The sequence below is a fragment of the Mycobacterium timonense genome (assembly GCF_025821985.1).
Taxonomy (GTDB): Bacteria; Actinomycetota; Actinomycetes; order Mycobacteriales; family Mycobacteriaceae; genus Mycobacterium; species Mycobacterium avium.
On record NZ_JACKSY010000008.1, the window covers coordinates 240,571 to 256,793 of the forward strand.

Here is a 16,223-nt window from a genome sequence, read left to right on the forward strand (position 1 = left end):
CGTCTTGCCGCTCTGTTGCCTAGGCGCTCAGTTCCGCCCCGGCCAGCGCCTTGATCCGATCGGGCCGGAAACCCGACCAGTGGTCGCTTCCGGCCACCACGACGGGAGCCTGCAGGTATCCCAGCGCCATCACGTAGTCACGCGCCTCGGGGTCGAGCGTGATGTCGACCTTTTCGTAGGCGATGCCGTGCTTGTCCAGCGCCTTGTAGGTGGCGCTGCACTGCACGCATGCCGGCTTGGTGTACACGGTGATGGTCATCGCATGCCGCTCCTTCGCGGAAGAGGGGGAACCCAACGGACTGGCAACTACTTTTGGACTGCTTGTTTGCTACCTTCAGCGATCCGGCAGGCCCCCGGATTCCCGTCCTGCGGCGGTCGGGTGCCGAAGACCTGTCTTCGACAACTCGCCGCCGATTTCGGGGGGTTCCGCCGCGCCCGCGGGGCTCGGTGGTCCTGGGATCTGCCGGTGCTCGAAACACTACACCTAGTGGCTCACTAGATGTCGAGATACAAGATGTTCTGAATAACAATTTTGAAATTCCCTGGTCGTAAGGCCTGTGTCGGACAAATTCGGACACCCGCCCCGGCGTGTCGCAGATCACACGCCGGGGGGACGCCGTCTCTGCCCATCGGTATAGCAGCGGGCACCGACAAGGCCCGGATCACGCCGCGAACCGCGCCGGGCCCACCCGCAGCCAGCAAAGCCGCCAGCCGAAGCTGGCGGCTTCTGCCATGCCGGTCTCACAACCTCGCTGGTCGCCCGGTGACCGGGTTGTCGATTTCCGCCAATCAGCCGACCTCGGCGGCCAGCTTGCCGACCACGTCGCGCACGTTCGCCGACAGTTCGGCATGCTCGGCGGGCGCCTTGCCGGCCAGCGTCTTGAACGGCACGGACAGCTTGATCGACTCGACCACCCGCGCCCCGGCGATCCCGAAAGACTTGCGGGTCTCGTCGTGCGCCCACACTCCCCCGTACTGGCCGAAAGACCCCCCGATGACGGCCAGCGGCTTGCCCTTCAGTGCGCCGTCGCCGAACGGGCGGGACAGCCAGTCGATCGCATTCTTGATGACCGCCGGGATGCTGCCGTTGTACTCGGGGGTGACCACCAGCGCGGCGTCGGCGTCGGCCGCCGCGGCGCGCAGCGCGGCCACCGGGGCCAGCGTCGGCGCGTCGCTGGTCATCGCGTCGTCGATCTCCTCGTTGTAGAACGGCAGCTCGCCGAGCCCCTCGAAGACGGTGACGACGACGTCCTCGCCGGCGACAGCGCTCGCCAGCTCCGCGATCTGGCGGTTGATCGACGCCGAGCGCAGGCTTCCCACTAATGCCAAGATTTTGATTGCCACGATTCGCCAGTTCCCTTCGGTTGTTGGTGTCCATCCTCGCACGGGCCAACCGGACTATGGTCCGTTTTATTCCGGCAGCGTTAAAGTGCAGGAGTGAGCGGTGTCGAGCAGCGGGGTCAACTGCGGTTCTGCGATCCGCGGGTTCCCGCGCCGGAACGCGGCGACGCTGCCCGCAATCGCGCACTCCTGCTGGACGCGGCTCGCCGCCTCGTCGCCGAGCGCGGGGCCGATGCCGTCACGATGGACGACGTCGCCGCGGCCGCCGGCGTCGGCAAGGGCACCTTGTTCCGCCGGTTCGGCAGCCGGGCGGGTCTGATGATGGTGCTGCTGGACGAGGACGAACGCGCCATCCAGCAGGCGTTTCTGTTCGGTCCGCCGCCGCTGGGGCCCGACGCGCCGCCGCTGGATCGGCTGGTGGCCTTCGGCCGGGAGCGGTTGCGCTTCGCCCACACCCACCACGCGCTGTTGTCGGCGGCCAACCGCGACCCGCGGACCCGCTACGGCCCGCCGTCCGCCGTGCTGCGCCGCCACGTGCGGGTGCTGCTGGCCGCGACGCACACCACCGGCGACCTCGACGCCCAGGCCGACGCGCTGCTGGCGCTGCTCGACGCCGACTATGTGCACCACCAGCTCAACGACCACGGCCACACCCTGCAGACGTTGGGCGACGCGTGGGAAAGCCTGGCGCGCAAGCTGTGCGGTAACTGATGAGCCCCCGCTGGGTGCTGCACGTCGACCTCGACCAGTTCCTGGCGTCGGTCGAGTTGCGGCGCCGTCCCGAACTGGCCGGCCTGCCCGTCATCGTCGGCGGCAACGGCGACCCGAACGAACCGCGCAAGGTCGTCACCTGCGCCTCCTACGAGGCACGCGAATTCGGCGTCCGCGCGGGCATGCCGCTGCGCGCCGCCGCCCGCCGCTGCCCGCCAGACTCGGGGGTGACGTTCCTGCCGTCCGACCCGGCCGCCTACGACGCCGCGTCCGACCAGGTGATGGGGCTGCTGCGCGACCTCGGGCATCCGGTGGAGGTGTGGGGCTGGGACGAGGCCTACCTCGCGGTGACGGCGACGGACCCGATCGAGGTCGCCGAACAGATCCGCGGCGTCATCTCCTCGGAAACCGGCCTGTCCTGTTCGGTCGGCATCAGCGACAACAAGCAGCGCGCCAAGATCGCCACCGGCTTTGCCAAACCCGACGGCGTCTTCGTGCTCACCGACGCGAACTGGATGGCGCTGATGGCCGACCGTCCGGTCGACGCGCTGTGGGGTGTGGGGCCCAAGACCGCGAAAAAGCTTGCGGATCTTCAGATTACGACGGTGTGGCAACTGGCCCACAGTGACGCGGAACTGTTGACGGCCACCTTCGGGCCGCGCACCGGGTTGTGGCTGCTGCTGCTCGCCAAGGGTGGCGGCGACGACCACGTCAGCGCGCAACCGTGGGTGCCGCGCTCGCGCAGCCACGTCGTCACGTTTCCCCGGGACCTCACCGATCGCGCCGAAATGGAAACGGCGGTAACGGATTTGGCCGATCAGGCGGTGGCGGAGGTGCTGGCGGCGGGCCGGGTGGTGACCCGGGTTGCGGTGACCGTGCGCACGGCCACCTTCTACACCCGCACCAAGATTCGCAAGCTCGACGCGCCCAGCACCGATCGCGACGTCATCGTGGCCGCGGCGCTGCGCGTGCTGGACCTATTCGAGCTCGACCGGCCGGTCCGGTTGCTCGGGGTGCGTCTCGAGCTGGTCATGCCGGACTAGCGTCGCCGGGGCGGGCCGCAGCGCGCGGGTGAAGATCACGTTCACCTGGCGCATCGCCACGCTGTAGGGCCACCACGCCAGTCTCTTGAACGCGTACAACGCCCGGATGTCGGGCGAGGTGTAGATCAGGTACCGGTTCCGGGCCACCCCGGCCAGGATCTTGTCGGCGGCCTTTTCCGGCGACACCGCATGGCCGGCGAACCGCCGCACCCAGCGGGCGACGTCGGGGTCGTCGCGGTCCACGCCGGCGATCTCCACCGTGTTCACCAGCGGGGTGTTCACCGCGCCGGGCACCACCACCGACACCCCGATGCGGTGCCGGGCCAGGTCGAAGCGCAGCACCTCCGACAGCCCCCGCAGCCCGTACTTGCTGGCGCTGTACGCGGCGTGCCAGGGCAGCGCGACCAACCCGGCCGCCGAGGACACGTTGGCCAGATGCCCGCCCCGCCCGGCGGCCACCATGGGCGGGACGAATGTCTCGATGACGTGGATCGGACCCATCAGGTTGATGTCGATCATCTTGCGCCACTGTTCGTGGGTGAGCCGGTCGACGGTGCCCCAGGCCGACACGCCGGCGATGTTGAGCACCACGTCCATCGGCGGGTGGGCGGCATGAATGTCGGCGGCGAAGGAGGCCACCTGGTCGTAGTCGGCGATGTCGAGCGCGCGATGCTCGGGGACCGACGCGCCCAGGGCGCGGGCGTCCTCGACCGTGAGCCGCAGGCCGTCGCCGTCCCGGTCGGTCAGATAGAGCTCGGCGCCGTGGGCGGCGAGCCGCAGTGCCGTGGCGCGGCCGATGCCGCTGGCCGCGCCGGTGACCAAACACCGCTTTCCCGCGTAATACCGCCCGGATGCCTTCTGCGCCATGGCGGTGACGATACCGGCGGTACCACCCGCGCTAGGGACGGCCGGCCCACAGCGCGTGCAGCCACAACTGCTCGAGCACCGCCACCCGGCGGTCGCGATCGCTGTCCGGCCCGGTCAGCACCGGGTCGCCGGTCAGCATCAGCGCGGTGGTGCCGGCCAGGGTGCGGATCAGCGTCGGCAGGTCGTCGCTGATCGGCCTGGCCGTCCCGGCCTTCATCTCGGCCTCGACGATGCCGACGATCTGGGCCAGCACCACCTCGAACTGCTGGTCCATCAGGTTGCGGATCTCGACGTCGGTGTGGCGGGCCTCGTTGCAGGCGGTCATCACCGGGTCGTTGTGCGCGTAGACGGCCGCGGCGCTGCCGACCATCCGCTTGGCGAACTGCTCGGGCGACTCGCCCGGCTGGCGCGGGGCGAAGTACTGGGTGAGCTGCTCGAGCTCCTCGGTGGCCTCGGCCATCAGCTGCGCCAGCACCGCGTACTTGGAGTCGAAATAGAAGTAGAAGCCGGATCGGGCCACCCCGGCGCGCAGGCTGATGGTGCTGACCGACAGCTCGGCGAACGGCTTTTCCTGCAGCAGTTCACGCACCGCGGCCAGGATCGCCTGGCGTTGTTTGTCGCCTCGCCGTCGCGCGCCCGGCTCCGGATTGGCGGGGTGGCTGGTCACTCCCCGACCTTGCACCACGCCACGCAAAAAGCAAACTTGACAGCCGTCAAGTTTTTCGGAGAAGGTTAGGAATCAGTGACCGCTGTCACCCCGGAAGGGCACGCGAAGGAGCGTCAATGACCGCCACCATCAGCACTCCGCAGTATCTGCTGGACCAGGCGCGGCGCCGGTTCACCCCGACGCTGAACACCATCCCGGGGATGGGGGCGATCGAGAAGCGCCTGCTGGCCCACGAGTGGCAGACCAAGGTGCTGGCCGAGCCGCCGGCCGGCAGCGGACTCAAGCCGGTGCTGGGCGATGCCGGGCTGCCGATCCTCGGGCACATCATCGAGCTGTTCCGCGGCGGCCCGGACTACGCGTTGTTCCTCTACCGCAACCACGGCCCGCTGATCTACCTGGATTCGCCGATCATGCCGGCGGTCACCGCGCTGGGACCCGACGCCACCCAGGCGGTGTTCTCCAACCGGAACAAGGACTACTCGCAGAAGGGCTGGCACCCAGTGATCGGGCCGTTCTTCAACCGCGGCCTGATGATGCTCGACTTCGACGAGCACATGTACCACCGGCGCATCATGCAGGAGGCGTTCACCCGCAGCCGGCTGACCGGCTACGTCGAGCACATCGACCGGGTGGCCACCGACATCGTCGCCGACTGGCCCACCAATGACGCGCGGTTCCTGTTCCACCCGGCGATGAAGGAGCTGACCCTCGACATCGCGTCCCTGGTGTTCATGGGACACGAGCCGGGCACCGACCACGACCTGGTCACCAAGGTCAATCAGGCGTTCACGACGACCACCCGCGCCGGCGGGGCCATCATCCGCCAGCCCATCCCGCCGTTCAAGTGGTGGCGCGGCCTGCGGGCCCGCCAGCTGCTCGAGGACTACTTCAGCGAGCGGGTCAAGGAGCGCCGCAACGCCACCGGCAACGACATGCTCACGGTGCTGTGCCACACCGAGGACGACGACGGCAACAGCTTCACCGACGACGACATCGTCAACCACATGATCTTCTTGATGATGGCCGCCCACGACACCTCGACCTCGACCACCACCACGATGGTCTACAACATGGCCGCGCATCCGGAATGGCAGGAACGGGCGCGCGAGGAGTCGACCCGGCTCGGCGACGGGCCGCTGGACATCGAGGCGCTGGAGAAGCTGGAAACGCTCGAACTGATCATGAACGAGTCGCTGCGCATGGTGACGCCGTTGCCGTTCAACATGCGCCAGGCGGTGCGCGACACCGAGCTGCTGGGCCACTACATCCCGGCCGGGACCAACATCACCATCTGGCCCGGCATGAATCACCGGCTGCCCGAATTGTGGACGGACCCAGACAAATTCGACCCTGAACGGTTCGCCGAGCCGCGCGCCGAGCACAAGAAGCACCGGTATGCTTTCGCCCCGTTCGGCGGTGGTGCGCACAAGTGCATCGGCATGGTGTTCGGTCAGCTGGAGGTCAAGACGGTGGTGCACCGGCTGTTGCGCCGGTACCGCCTGGAGCTGGCCCGGCCGGGGTATCAGCCGCGGTGGGACTACGGCGGCATGCCGATCCCGATGGACGGCATGCCGATTGTGCTGCGTCCGCTGTGATCGTCCTCGAAGGCTCGCCGTCGAGGTAGGGACCACCGATCACCGAGAGCCGTCCGGCCACTCGGGCGCGAAAAGCCGGTTGGCGCAGGCGATCACGGCGCGCAGCGCCGAGCGTGTCGGATCGGGCGACCAGCCCATCGCCCACTCGGCGCGCCCGCCGTTGCCGCCCCGGATGAAAGTGGCTGTGGCCGTTGCCGATCGCATCTGATGGAAGTTCAGGATCTCGAGGTTGATCCCGCGCTCGTGCAGCATCGCGGTCAGGGCGGCGATCGGCCCGGCGGCGGCCGCCGTCGCGGTGCCGATCTGGTCGCCGACGGCGATCACGGCCCGGTAGTTGCCGGCCCGCGACCCCAGTCCCGTTGCGGCGCAATCGGAGTCGGTGCGCTCCCAGGGGCCCAACCGCAGCGGACCGCCGCTGCGGCCGTAGGTCGCGACGAAGGCGTCCCAGCTCATCGCCTCGGCCCGTTCGCGCAGGCCGCGGGGCAACGGGACGCCGAAGCGATCACCGAACCACGCGGTGGCGGACTCGGGATGCGGCAGCCGGTTTCGTTCGGGAATGGTCATGACGGTCTTCTCCGGTCAGCAGGAACGACCGACCGCAGTAGCTTCCGACCCGCAGCGGGGGGTCGGTCCGGATCAGACCCCGCTGCGGGTGCTGGCTACTACGGCACGCTCAAGAAGACGCACGAGACACGAGGTTAGTCGCCCGCGCGCCGCACCCGCAACCGGGTTACAGACGGACCGTACAAAAAAATATCGAAAACGAATCTGAAAGTTTGGTTTACCCGTGTCTAACAGGGGGTATGTCGCCGTCGACAGTCAATTAGACGGCTGTTCAACTACCCCTCACCGGAAAGGCACGAACATGAAGGCGAAGAGCACCAAGAAAACCCTCAAAGCTGCCGTCGCGGCCGTCGGGGTGGCCGCGGTGTTGGCAGTACCCGGGTGCGCGACGACGATTGCCGGTGGCGCCGGAGGCCCAGGTCTCATCGGTGGTGTCGGCGGCGCTGCCGGCGGCGGGATTGTGAGCACGCTTCTCGGGGCCCTCTGACCAACCAAGACCCGCGGCCCGCCGGATCCCCTTGCCGGCGGGCCGCTTGCCGTCAGCCCGTCGGCCGGACCGCCGGCTCGAAACGCAGATACGCCTGAATCGTCGTGCCGGTGGAGGTGGTGTGCGTGCGCACCAGATCGGAGATGGCGTTCACCAGGTACAGGCCGCGGCTGGCCGGACCGCAGGGCCCCGGATCCAGCCGCCCCACCAGCGGGTCGTCGAACCGCCCGGTGTCGCGCGCCTCGCACACCAGATACCTGTCGTCCTGCCAGAACGCCAGCCGGCAGGCGCCCCCGGTGTACATCAGGCTGTTGGTGGCCAGCTCGGTGGCCACCAACTGCAGATCCTCGATGCTCTCCTGGGACAGCCCGACCCAGCCCGCGTAGTCGACGGCGAACGAGCGGGCCGGCCGCAGGTCCGCCGACCTGCGGACCAGGTAGGTCACGGCCCCGGGATTGGCGGGCAACGGCTGGTTGCAGCGTTCCAGCACCTCGCCCGGGGCGTAGTCCGGACTGCGTTGCAGCGCACCGGATTTGCACAGCAGCGGGTGCGTCGCGCGCGCGTCGGCCAGCACACCGTCGTCGAGCGTGCTCGCGTCGTACAGACACAGGGCCGTGGCCGGGTAGCCGTCCATCGCCTCGTTGACCAGCGCCTCGTGCTCGATGCAGGCGACGAACTCCTCCCGACTCCGGCCCGGCCACGCCAGCTGGCTGACGATGCGCACCCGCCGGTCCGGGTGTTCGTCGACGAACGCGCCCTGCATCGCCATGAACCGGCTGGGATTACGGGCGGACTCGGTGATGTCGGCCATGCGGACGCCGGCGGGCGGCTCCCCGCCGGCGTACAGTTCGTCGCGCAGCAACGCCATCAGGGCGGGCGGCACGGCCAGCAGCACGGCCTCGTTCCCCGCCAGCCCGTCGCCGACGAAACCGGCGACCACGTCCAAAAACTCCTGCTGAGAGCGGTAGATCAGCGCGGCGTGAACGAAACCGTACTGTCTGGTTTCGTCATCTGCCGTCACTTCCGCGCTCTCGCTTTCGATCACTTGGGCCAACCCCCTGCTGGGCCGGCCCACGCCGCCCCCTGTTCCAGTACCCCAGAGCGGCCCGCGCTATGCGGCGCAACAGATCACATTTGCGCGCTACAGCCACCAGGAGGCGGCCGCGTCCAGATGACGGCGCAGCCGGTAGCTGGCGACGCTCAGGTCGCCGGCCGCGACCGCGTCGGCGATCCGCAGGTGCGCGTGGTGCACGGCGCGCACGTCCGACCAGGTCGGTAGCGCCTGTCCGGTGCTCGACCAGTGCCGGCGGAACAGCTCGACGATGATCCGCAGGAACAAATCCAGCGGGGCGTTGCCGGCGAGTTGTGCCAACCCGACGTGGAAGTCGAACTCCTCGGCGATCGCCCGCCGCACGTCGTCGGGGGTTTGTCGGGAGTCGTCGGGCAGCCCGGAGCGGCGGCTGGCCACAAATGCCGCCACCTGCGGCTCGGCCAGCCGTTTGACGACCTTGGCGACGTTGTCGATCTCGATGGCGTCCCGGACGCAGCGCAGGTCTTCCCGGCTCGGGTCGCGGTATTGCAGGTACAGGGCGATGGTGTCGATGCTGGCCTGCGCCGCCGGCTCGGCGATCACCAGCCCGCCGCCCGGGCCGCGCCGCATGTGGGCGATCGAGTGGTACTCGAGGAGGCGCACGGCTTCGCGGAACACCGCGCGGCTGACCCGGTAGCGCTGCAGCAGGGCCGTCTCGGTGCCGAAGACCGAGCCCACCCGCCAGCCGTCGGCGGCGATGTCGTCGCCGATGGTGGCGGCCAGCATTTCGGCCAATTTTCCTTGCGGCACTTCGGAATTGAGCGGTCGGCGCGGCGTCCGCCCGCGGTTGCGGTCACCGGCGTGATGCCGTTGCAGCCAGGCCGTCACCGCCTCGACGTGGCGCTCGGACAGCGTCTTGGCCCGCGCCGGGTCGCCGGCCGTGACCGCCGCGACGATCCGGGAGTGGTGAGTGTGCAGGTGGTCGACCGCCTCGAGGGCCTCGGTCTCGGAGTCCGTTCGCGATTGCAGGGCGTAGCGGGTGGTGAGCCGCATCAGGACCTTGATGAACAGTTGCAGCACCGGGTTTTTGGATTGCTCGGCCAGCGCGATGTGGAACTCGTCGCGCGGCATCGGCAGGCCGGGCCTCCACTGCTGCTCGGCGTGCAACACCGCGCGCAGCCGGGCGATGCCGGCCTCGTCGATCCGCTCGGCGGCCAGCGAGGCCGCCAGCGGCTCGAGCACCAGCCGCGCGTTGAGCAGATCGGCCAGTGTGGTGCCCAGGTATTCGAGGTAGATGACGACGGCGCGGGTGGCCGGCCCGGCGTCGGGCTCGCAGATGTACAGCCCCCCGTTGGGGCCGCGGCGCATCCGGGCGACCTGGTGATGTTCGACCAGGCGAACGGCCTCCCGCAGCACCGAGCGGCTCACCCCGAAGCGCTGTTGCAGCGCCGGTTCGGAGCCCAGCGATTCGCCGACTGCCCACCCGCGCCGGACGATCTCGGCTTCGATGTCCCGGGCGAGGGCCGACGCGAGCGTTTTCGCCGGACCGGTTCTGGGCTCCGCGTTCATCGATCGCCCTACCGGCAGGTGAGCAGCATGCATCCCGCGACGGGCCCGCCGCCGACGGACACCACGCCCACCTGCGGGCGGCGCGCCACCTGCCGCTCCCCCGCGTCGCCGCGCAACTGCAGGCACCCCTCGTGCAGCGCCCAATAGCCGTGCATGCGCCCCGCGGAGAGTTGACCGCCGTAGGTGTTCAACGGCAGCTCGCCGTCGCGGGCGATGCGCGCCCCGCCCTCCACGAACGGTCCGGCTTCGCCGTCGCCGCAGACCCCGAGGGCTTCCAGCCAGGCCAGGGTGAGAAAGGTGAACCCGTCGTACAACTGGGCGACGTCGAGGTCGGCGGCCGTCAGGTCGGTGCGCGACCACATCTGCGCCGCCGCGTCCGACATCGCCATCTTCGGGTAGTCGGCGCGGTGGAACCAGCCGCCGGCGCCGTCGGAGCCGCCGATCGCCTCGACCTGCACCGCGCGGTGCGGGCAGTCGGGCGCGTACTCGAGATGCGAGACCACCACGGCGATCGAGCCGTCGATCGGGACGTCGCAGTCCAGCAGCCCCAGCGGGGTGGACACCGGCCGAGCACCCAGGTAGTCGGCCATGGTCATCGGATCGCGGTACACCGCAAGGGGATTCAGTGCGGCGTTGCGCCTGCCGTTGAGGGCCACCCAGCCCAGCTGTTCCTTGCGGGTGCCGTACAGCTGCATGTGGCGGCGGCAGTTCAGCGCCAGCCAGTTGGCGGCGGAGTAGGCGTGCGCGGCGACCAGATCGTTGACGTCGTCCATCGCGCCGACGGCGGGCTTGGGCTCGCCCTCGGGGGTCTCGAACATCCGGGCCAGCGGGGGGGCCGCCGCGTTGGGTTCCTGCTTGACCGGGACGGTGCCGCCGAGCATCTGGATGGTCCGGTAGACGACCACGTGGCGGGCGCGGCGTTCGGCCACGGCGCGGCAGGCCGACATCACCGGGGAGAGCAACCCGCCGGTGCCGAACCCGGAGCCGCAGTCGGCGGCGTCGATGCCCAGCTGGGCGTTGACGTCGGCGGCGGGCGTGTCGCCCAGGGTGGCGATGCCGTCGATGTCGGTCGGGGCCAGGCCGGCGTCGGCGACGGCGGCCCGGACCGCCTCCATGGTCAGCTCCAGGCCCGGTATGCCGGTGCGGCGTCCGATCCGGGAGATCCCGATGCCGGACAGGATCGCGTCCTTCTCGAAATGCGCCATGCACACCGCCCGTCAGACCACACCGTCGCCGCGTCGAACCAATTGAGTGTACTGTATTCGTCGTGTCGGACGGGCCGCTGCGCATCGAGTACTGCGACGGCTGCGCGCGCTGGGTGCATCCGGCCAGCGGCCGATGCCGCGACTGCGGCGGCGCGCTGGTGGCCCGCGAGGTCTGCGGGCGCGGCACGGTGTTCACCTACACCGTCAACCATCACCCCTACAACCCGGAGATCCCTACCCCGTATGTGATCGCCATCGTCGAGCTCGCCGAGCAGAGCGATCTGCGGGTGGCCGGCAATATCGTTGACTGCGAACCGGATTCGGTGACCTGCGGGATGCCGGTGACGCTGCTGCCGGAGCGCGGCAGCGGCGGCGCCCCGCGGTTCGCCCCGGCCTGAGCCGCGGGCCGACGCGGCCCGGTCGCTAGTTGATCAGCGGGTCGCGCGGCATGCCCAGGATCCGCTCGGCGATCTGATTGCGCGTCACCTCCGAGGTGCCGCCGGCGATCGCCATGCCGCGGGCCCCCATCATCAGCCGGCCGGACAGGGCACCGGGACCGTCGGTCAGCGCGACCTCGGGGCCCAGCAGCGCCGCCATGATCGCCGCGCCCTCCACCATGTGTTCGGCCAGCTTCAGCTTGGTGACGTTGCCCTCCGGGCCGGGCCCCGTGCCCTCGACGCTGCGCGCGGCGCGCCGCAGGTTCAGCAGCCGCAGCGCGGTCTCCTCGGCGAGGTAGGAGCCGACGCGAATCTTCCCGCCTGCCAACCGATCCGGCCGCTGCTGGGCCAGCTGCACCAGTTGGTCGGCCAGGCCTTCGTAGAACGACCCGCTGCCGCCGATGCTGACCCGCTCGTTGCCCAGCGTCGCACGGGCGACCGTCCACCCGGAGTTGGGCGTTCCCACCACGTCCTCGTCGGGCACGAACAGGTCGTTGAAGAAGACCTCGTTGAAGTCCGATCCGCCGGTGATCTGCCGCAGCGGCCGCACCTCGACCTCGGGCGCCTTCATGTCGACGATCACCGTGGTGATGCCGGCGTGCTTGGGTGCGTCGGGGTCGGTGCGCACGGTGGCCAGCCCGCGCGCGCAGTAGTGCGCCCCGCTGGTCCACACCTTCTGCCCGTTGATCTTCCAGCCGCCCTCCACCCGGGTGGCGCGCGTCTTGATCGACGCCGCGTCCGAGCCGGCGTCCGGCTCGGAGAACAGCTGGCACCAGATTTCGTCTTTGCGCAGCGCCTTCTCCACGAATCTTTCTATTTGCCAAGGGGTTCCGTGCTGGATGAGGGTCAGGATCACCCAGCCGGTGATGCCGTAGTCGGGCCGCTTGATGCCGGCCGCGCGGAATTCCTCCTCGATGACCAGTTGCTCGACGGCGTCGGCCGCCCGGCCCCACGGTTTGGGCCAGTGCGGCATCACGTAACCGGTCTCGATGAGCTTGTCGAGCTGGGCGTCTTTGTCCAGGGCGGCGATCGCGGCGGCGTCGGCCCGGATCTTGGTGCGCAACTCCTCGGCCTCCGGCGGCAGGTCGAGGCTGTTGTCCCGGACGGTGCCGGCGGCGGTGCGTTCGAAGACGTCGGCGGCCGGTGCGTCCCCGCCGAACAGGGCCGCGGTCACCACCGCCCGGCGCAGGTGCAGGTGCGCGTCGTGTTCCCAGGTGAAGCCGATGCCGCCGTGCACCTGGATGTTGAGTTCGGCGTTGCGCACATACGCCGGGAAGGCCAGCGCCGCGGCGACCGCGGCGATCAGGTGGAACTGGTCTTCGTCCTCGCCCGCCGCGCGGGCGGCGTCCCACACCGCGGCGATCCCGGACTCGGCGCCCACCAACATGTTTGCGCAGTGATGCTTGACCGCCTGGAAGGTGGCGATGGTGCGGCCGAACTGCTGGCGCACCTTGGCGTAGGCGACGGCCGCGTCGACACAGTCCGAGGCCCCGCCCACCGCCTCGGCGGCCAGCAGGGTGCGGGCCCGGGCCAGCGCCGAGGGCCGCGCGCCGGCGAGCACGTCGGCGTCGGACACCCGCACGTTGTCCAGCCGCACCCGCCCGGACCGGCGGGTCGGGTCGAAGTTGTCCGGCACGTCGACCGAGACGCCGTCGCGGTCCCGCTCGAGCACCAGCACGTCGTCGCCCGCGGCGATCAGCAACAGCCCGGCCAGCCCGGCGCCCAGCACGATCCCGGCCTCGCCGTCGGCCGCCCCGTCGCCCAGCCGCACCCGGCTGTCCAGGCCGATGCCCGCGGTGACGGTTCCGTCGATCAAGCCGGGCAACAGCCGCGACTTCTGTTCTGCCGTACCGTTTTTGGCAATCACCGCCGACGCGATGACGGTCGGCACGAACGGGCCGGGCGCCACCGCGCTGCCGAGCTCCTCGACGACCACGACCAGCTCGGGCAGCCCGAAGCCGGAGCCGCCGTACTCTTCGTCGATGTGCAGGCCGAGCCAGCCCAGCTCGACCAGGTTCGGCCAGAACCCGGGCCGCGGCTCGTCGGTGGCATCCAGCAGCGACCGCGCCGCCCAGCGCGCCTTCTGCGACGTCAGAAACCCGCGGGCCACCTCGGCGAGTTCACGATGGTCGTCGGTCAGTGCGATACCCATGCGGGAGCCCTCCTCGCCGTACCGGGATGGGTGCCTGCCCCGCTTCGAGGGGAAGCGGGGCGGCTGCCTAAAGAGTGTACTTAATGCGAGGAGGGTTCCGGCGGGGGGCGCCTACTTGGGCGCGAACCGCTGACCGGCGTCCAGCCGCAGGCACTGGCCGTTGAGCATCGGGTTGTCCACGATGGCCAGGGCCAGCTTCGCGTACTCCTCGGGACGGCCGAGGCGCTTGGGGAAGGCCGCGTCCTTGGTCAGCTGCGTCGCGAACTCGTCGGGAATGCCCTGGGTCAACCCGGTGGCGAACAGGCTGGGGGCGATCGCCAGCACCCGCACCCCCACCGAGCCGAGGTCACGCGCCATGGTCAGGCACATCCCGGCGATGGCGGCCTTGGCGGCGGTGTAGGCGACCTGCCCGATCTGGCCCTCGAAGGCGGCGATGGAGGCGGTGTTGATGATGACGCCGCGCTCCTCGTCCTCGGGCTCGTTCTTGGCCATGTGCGCGGCGGCCAGCCGGCTGATGTTGAAGGTGGCGATGAGGTTGAGGTCGATCACCGACTGGAAGGATTCGAGGTCGTGCGGGCCGTTCTTGGTCAGGGTCCGTTTGGCGATGCCGCCCCCGGCGGTGGTGACGATGACGTGCAGGCCGCCCAGCTTGTCGACCGCGCTCTGCAGGGTCTCCTCGGTGCCGGCGAAGTCGGTGACGTCGACGGGGTAGAACGCGGCGCCGATGCCCTCGGCCACCGCCTTGCCGTCGGAACTCTCGCGGTCGAGGATGGCCACGTCGGCGCCGCGCGCCGCGAACAGCTCGGCGCTGGCGCGTCCCATTCCCGATGCACCGCCGACGACGACGGCTTTCTTCCCGTTGATCTCCATCCGGACCTCCCATTGTCAGGCTTGTCAGAATCCATGCGATTTGTAACGTTACGTAGGCACGCTAGCGTGTCCGCTCCAGGCGCTTGTCACCGAGCCATGCCAAGCTGGCGACCGTGCTGCTTTTCGACGTGGCGACGGCGTCGGCCGACGTCGGGGGCACGCCGTCGCGGCTGACCAAAGTCGCCCGCATCGCCGACCTGCTGCGCCGGGCCGCACCCAACGCCGCCCTGGTCGCGATCGTCGTGTCGTGGCTGTCCGGTGAGTTGCGGCAGCGCCAGATCGGGGTCGGCTGGGCGGCGTTGCGCTCGCGCCCGCCCGCGGCCGCACATCCCACGCTGACCGTCGTCGCGGTGGACGCCGCCTTCGCCGAGATCGGCGCCGTGGCGGGCAAGGGCGCCCAGGCGCGCCGCGCGGCCCTGCTGAACGCGTTGTTCGCCGCGGCCACCGAGACCGAGCAGACGTTTCTGCTGCGGCTGCTGGGCGGCGAACTGCGCCAGGGCGCGCTGGCCGGGATCATGGCCGACGCCGTCGCCAGGGCCGCCGGGATACCGGCCGCCGCGGTGCAGCGCGCCGCGATGCTGGGCGGTGACCTGCCGGCGGTGGCGGCGGCCGCGCTGTCCGGGGAGGCGTCCGCGCTGGCCGGTGAGGCGTCCGCGCTGGACGCCTTCACGCTGCGGGTGGGCCGGCCGGTCGCGCCGATGCTGGCCCAGACCGCGGCGGGTGTGGCCGAGGCGATCGAACGCCACGGCGGGCAGGCGATTTTCGAGGCCAAGCTGGACGGGGCGCGGGTGCAGATCCACCGCGCCGGCGACCAGGTCACCGTCTACACCCGAAGCCTCGACGACGTCACCGCCCGGCTGCCCGAGGTGGTGACCGCGACGCTGGCGCTGCCGGTCGAGGCCCTGATCGCCGACGGTGAGGCGATCGCGCTGCGGCCGGACAACTCACCGCAGCGCTTCCAGGTCACCGCCTCACGCTTCGGCCGCTCGGTAGATGTCGCGGCAGCCGTTGCGGCGCAACCACTTTCGGTGTTCTTCTTCGACATCCTGCACTGCGACGGCGTCGACCTGCTGGACGCGCCGACCACCGACCGGCTGGCCGCGCTGGACGCCCTGGTGCCGCCCGCGCAGCGGGTCGACCAGCTGCTCACCGCCGACCCCGACGCGGCGGGCCGGTTCCTGGAGGCGACGCTGGCCGCCGGGCACGAGGGCGTGATGGCCAAGGCGCCGGGCGCGCCCTATCAGGCGGGCCGGCGCGGGGCGGGCTGGCTCAAGGTCAAGCCGGTGCACACGCTGGATCTGGTGGTGCTCGCCGTGGAGTGGGGCTCGGGGCGGCGCCGCGGCAAGCTGTCCAACATCCACCTGGGCGCCCGCGACCCGGCCACCGGCGAATTCGTCATGGTGGGAAAGACTTTCAAGGGCATGACCGACGCGATGCTGGACTGGCAGACGGCCCGGTTCACCGAGCTGGCCGTCGGCGGCACGGACGGCTACGTGGTGCGGGTGCGACCCGAGCAGGTGGTCGAGGTGGCGGTGGACGGTGTGCAGAAATCCTCGCGCTACCCCGGCGGGCTGGCGCTGCGGTTCGCCAGGGTGCTGCGCTACCGCGACGACAAGGGACCCGCCGAGGCCGACACCATCGACGCCGTCCGCGCGCTGTACTGATCACCCGCTCGACGCGCGCCG

At 70.2% G+C, this 16,223-nt stretch carries 16 protein-coding genes; 6 read left to right on the forward strand and 10 right to left on the reverse strand.

Annotated features, from left to right (window positions below; genetic code table 11):
- Window positions 1-19 precede the first annotated feature (19 nt).
- On the reverse strand, window positions 20-259 hold the full coding sequence (locus tag H7I87_RS02320; RefSeq protein ID WP_003874933.1) for a redoxin NrdH: 240 nt from the start codon (window positions 257-259) through the stop codon (window positions 20-22).
- 530 nt (window positions 260-789) lie between these two features.
- On the reverse strand, window positions 790-1,344 hold the full coding sequence (locus H7I87_RS02325) for an NAD(P)H-dependent oxidoreductase (protein ID WP_033711901.1): 555 nt from the start codon (window positions 1,342-1,344) through the stop codon (window positions 790-792).
- 93 nt (window positions 1,345-1,437) lie between these two features.
- On the opposite strand from H7I87_RS02325, the gene H7I87_RS02330 reads away from it, so the two are divergent.
- Together H7I87_RS02330 and H7I87_RS02335 are read left to right on the forward strand one after the other, a co-directional pair.
- Window positions 1,438-2,052, forward strand: a complete 615-nt coding sequence (locus H7I87_RS02330) for a TetR/AcrR family transcriptional regulator (protein ID WP_011725759.1) — start codon at window positions 1,438-1,440, stop codon at window positions 2,050-2,052.
- Complete coding sequence (locus H7I87_RS02335) at window positions 2,052-3,095, forward strand: DNA polymerase IV (protein ID WP_019732093.1); 1,044 nt, start codon at window positions 2,052-2,054, stop codon at window positions 3,093-3,095. Before H7I87_RS02330 ends, H7I87_RS02335 begins: the two co-directional genes overlap by 1 nt.
- Here H7I87_RS02335 and H7I87_RS02340 read toward each other — a convergent pair.
- Entirely contained in the window at window positions 3,030-3,962 is a 933-nt protein-coding gene (locus H7I87_RS02340; RefSeq protein WP_009978328.1) for an SDR family oxidoreductase, read from the reverse strand. The genes H7I87_RS02335 and H7I87_RS02340 overlap by 66 nt on opposite strands.
- 31 nt (window positions 3,963-3,993) lie before the next feature.
- Window positions 3,994-4,629: a TetR/AcrR family transcriptional regulator gene (locus H7I87_RS02345; RefSeq protein WP_011725761.1), complete on the reverse strand. Its 636-nt coding sequence runs from the start codon at window positions 4,627-4,629 to the stop codon at window positions 3,994-3,996.
- A gap of 116 nt (window positions 4,630-4,745) precedes the next feature.
- On the opposite strand from H7I87_RS02345, the gene H7I87_RS02350 reads away from it, so the two are divergent.
- Window positions 4,746-6,224, forward strand: a complete 1,479-nt coding sequence (locus H7I87_RS02350; RefSeq protein ID WP_009978330.1) for a cytochrome P450 — start codon at window positions 4,746-4,748, stop codon at window positions 6,222-6,224.
- Window positions 6,225-6,263: 39 nt separating this feature from the next.
- Here H7I87_RS02350 and H7I87_RS02355 read toward each other — a convergent pair whose 3' ends face one another.
- Window positions 6,264-6,788, reverse strand: a complete 525-nt coding sequence (locus tag H7I87_RS02355; RefSeq protein ID WP_009978332.1) for a 2-isopropylmalate synthase — start codon at window positions 6,786-6,788, stop codon at window positions 6,264-6,266.
- 301 nt (window positions 6,789-7,089) lie between these two features.
- Between H7I87_RS02355 and H7I87_RS02360 the strand changes: the two genes are divergently transcribed.
- On the forward strand, window positions 7,090-7,275 hold the full coding sequence (locus tag H7I87_RS02360; protein ID WP_099459084.1) for a hypothetical protein: 186 nt from the start codon (window positions 7,090-7,092) through the stop codon (window positions 7,273-7,275).
- A gap of 52 nt (window positions 7,276-7,327) precedes the next feature.
- Here H7I87_RS02360 and H7I87_RS02365 read toward each other — a convergent pair whose 3' ends face one another.
- The 3 genes from H7I87_RS02365 to H7I87_RS02375 form a co-directional block, all read right to left on the reverse strand.
- Complete coding sequence (locus H7I87_RS02365) at window positions 7,328-8,320, reverse strand: anti-sigma factor RsbA family regulatory protein (RefSeq protein WP_009978335.1); 993 nt, start codon at window positions 8,318-8,320, stop codon at window positions 7,328-7,330.
- Window positions 8,321-8,416: 96 nt separating this feature from the next.
- The gene (locus H7I87_RS02370; RefSeq protein WP_003874923.1) at window positions 8,417-9,874 is read right to left on the reverse strand and encodes a FadR/GntR family transcriptional regulator; all 1,458 of its coding nucleotides are present in this window, start codon (window positions 9,872-9,874) and stop codon (window positions 8,417-8,419) included.
- A gap of 8 nt (window positions 9,875-9,882) precedes the next feature.
- A complete protein-coding gene (locus H7I87_RS02375; RefSeq protein ID WP_009978336.1) occupies window positions 9,883-11,079 on the reverse strand; it encodes a thiolase family protein in 1,197 nt (398 codons plus the stop codon).
- A gap of 62 nt (window positions 11,080-11,141) precedes the next feature.
- Between H7I87_RS02375 and H7I87_RS02380 the strand changes: the two genes are divergently transcribed.
- Entirely contained in the window at window positions 11,142-11,477 is a 336-nt protein-coding gene (locus H7I87_RS02380) for a Zn-ribbon domain-containing OB-fold protein (RefSeq protein ID WP_019732092.1), read from the forward strand.
- A gap of 25 nt (window positions 11,478-11,502) precedes the next feature.
- Here the strand turns inward: H7I87_RS02380 and H7I87_RS02385 are convergent, their stop codons facing one another.
- Together H7I87_RS02385 and H7I87_RS02390 are read right to left on the reverse strand one after the other, a co-directional pair.
- The gene (locus H7I87_RS02385) at window positions 11,503-13,668 is read right to left on the reverse strand and encodes an acyl-CoA dehydrogenase family protein (RefSeq protein ID WP_063967053.1); all 2,166 of its coding nucleotides are present in this window, start codon (window positions 13,666-13,668) and stop codon (window positions 11,503-11,505) included.
- Window positions 13,669-13,779: 111 nt separating this feature from the next.
- Window positions 13,780-14,538 (reverse strand): SDR family NAD(P)-dependent oxidoreductase, encoded by a 759-nt coding sequence (locus tag H7I87_RS02390; RefSeq protein ID WP_010949839.1) that lies wholly within the window; start codon window positions 14,536-14,538, stop codon window positions 13,780-13,782.
- A 113-nt stretch (window positions 14,539-14,651) separates the two neighbouring features.
- On the opposite strand from H7I87_RS02390, the gene H7I87_RS02395 reads away from it, so the two are divergent.
- A complete protein-coding gene (locus tag H7I87_RS02395; protein WP_063967056.1) occupies window positions 14,652-16,202 on the forward strand; it encodes an ATP-dependent DNA ligase in 1,551 nt (516 codons plus the stop codon).
- Window positions 16,203-16,223: the final 21 nt, after the last annotated feature.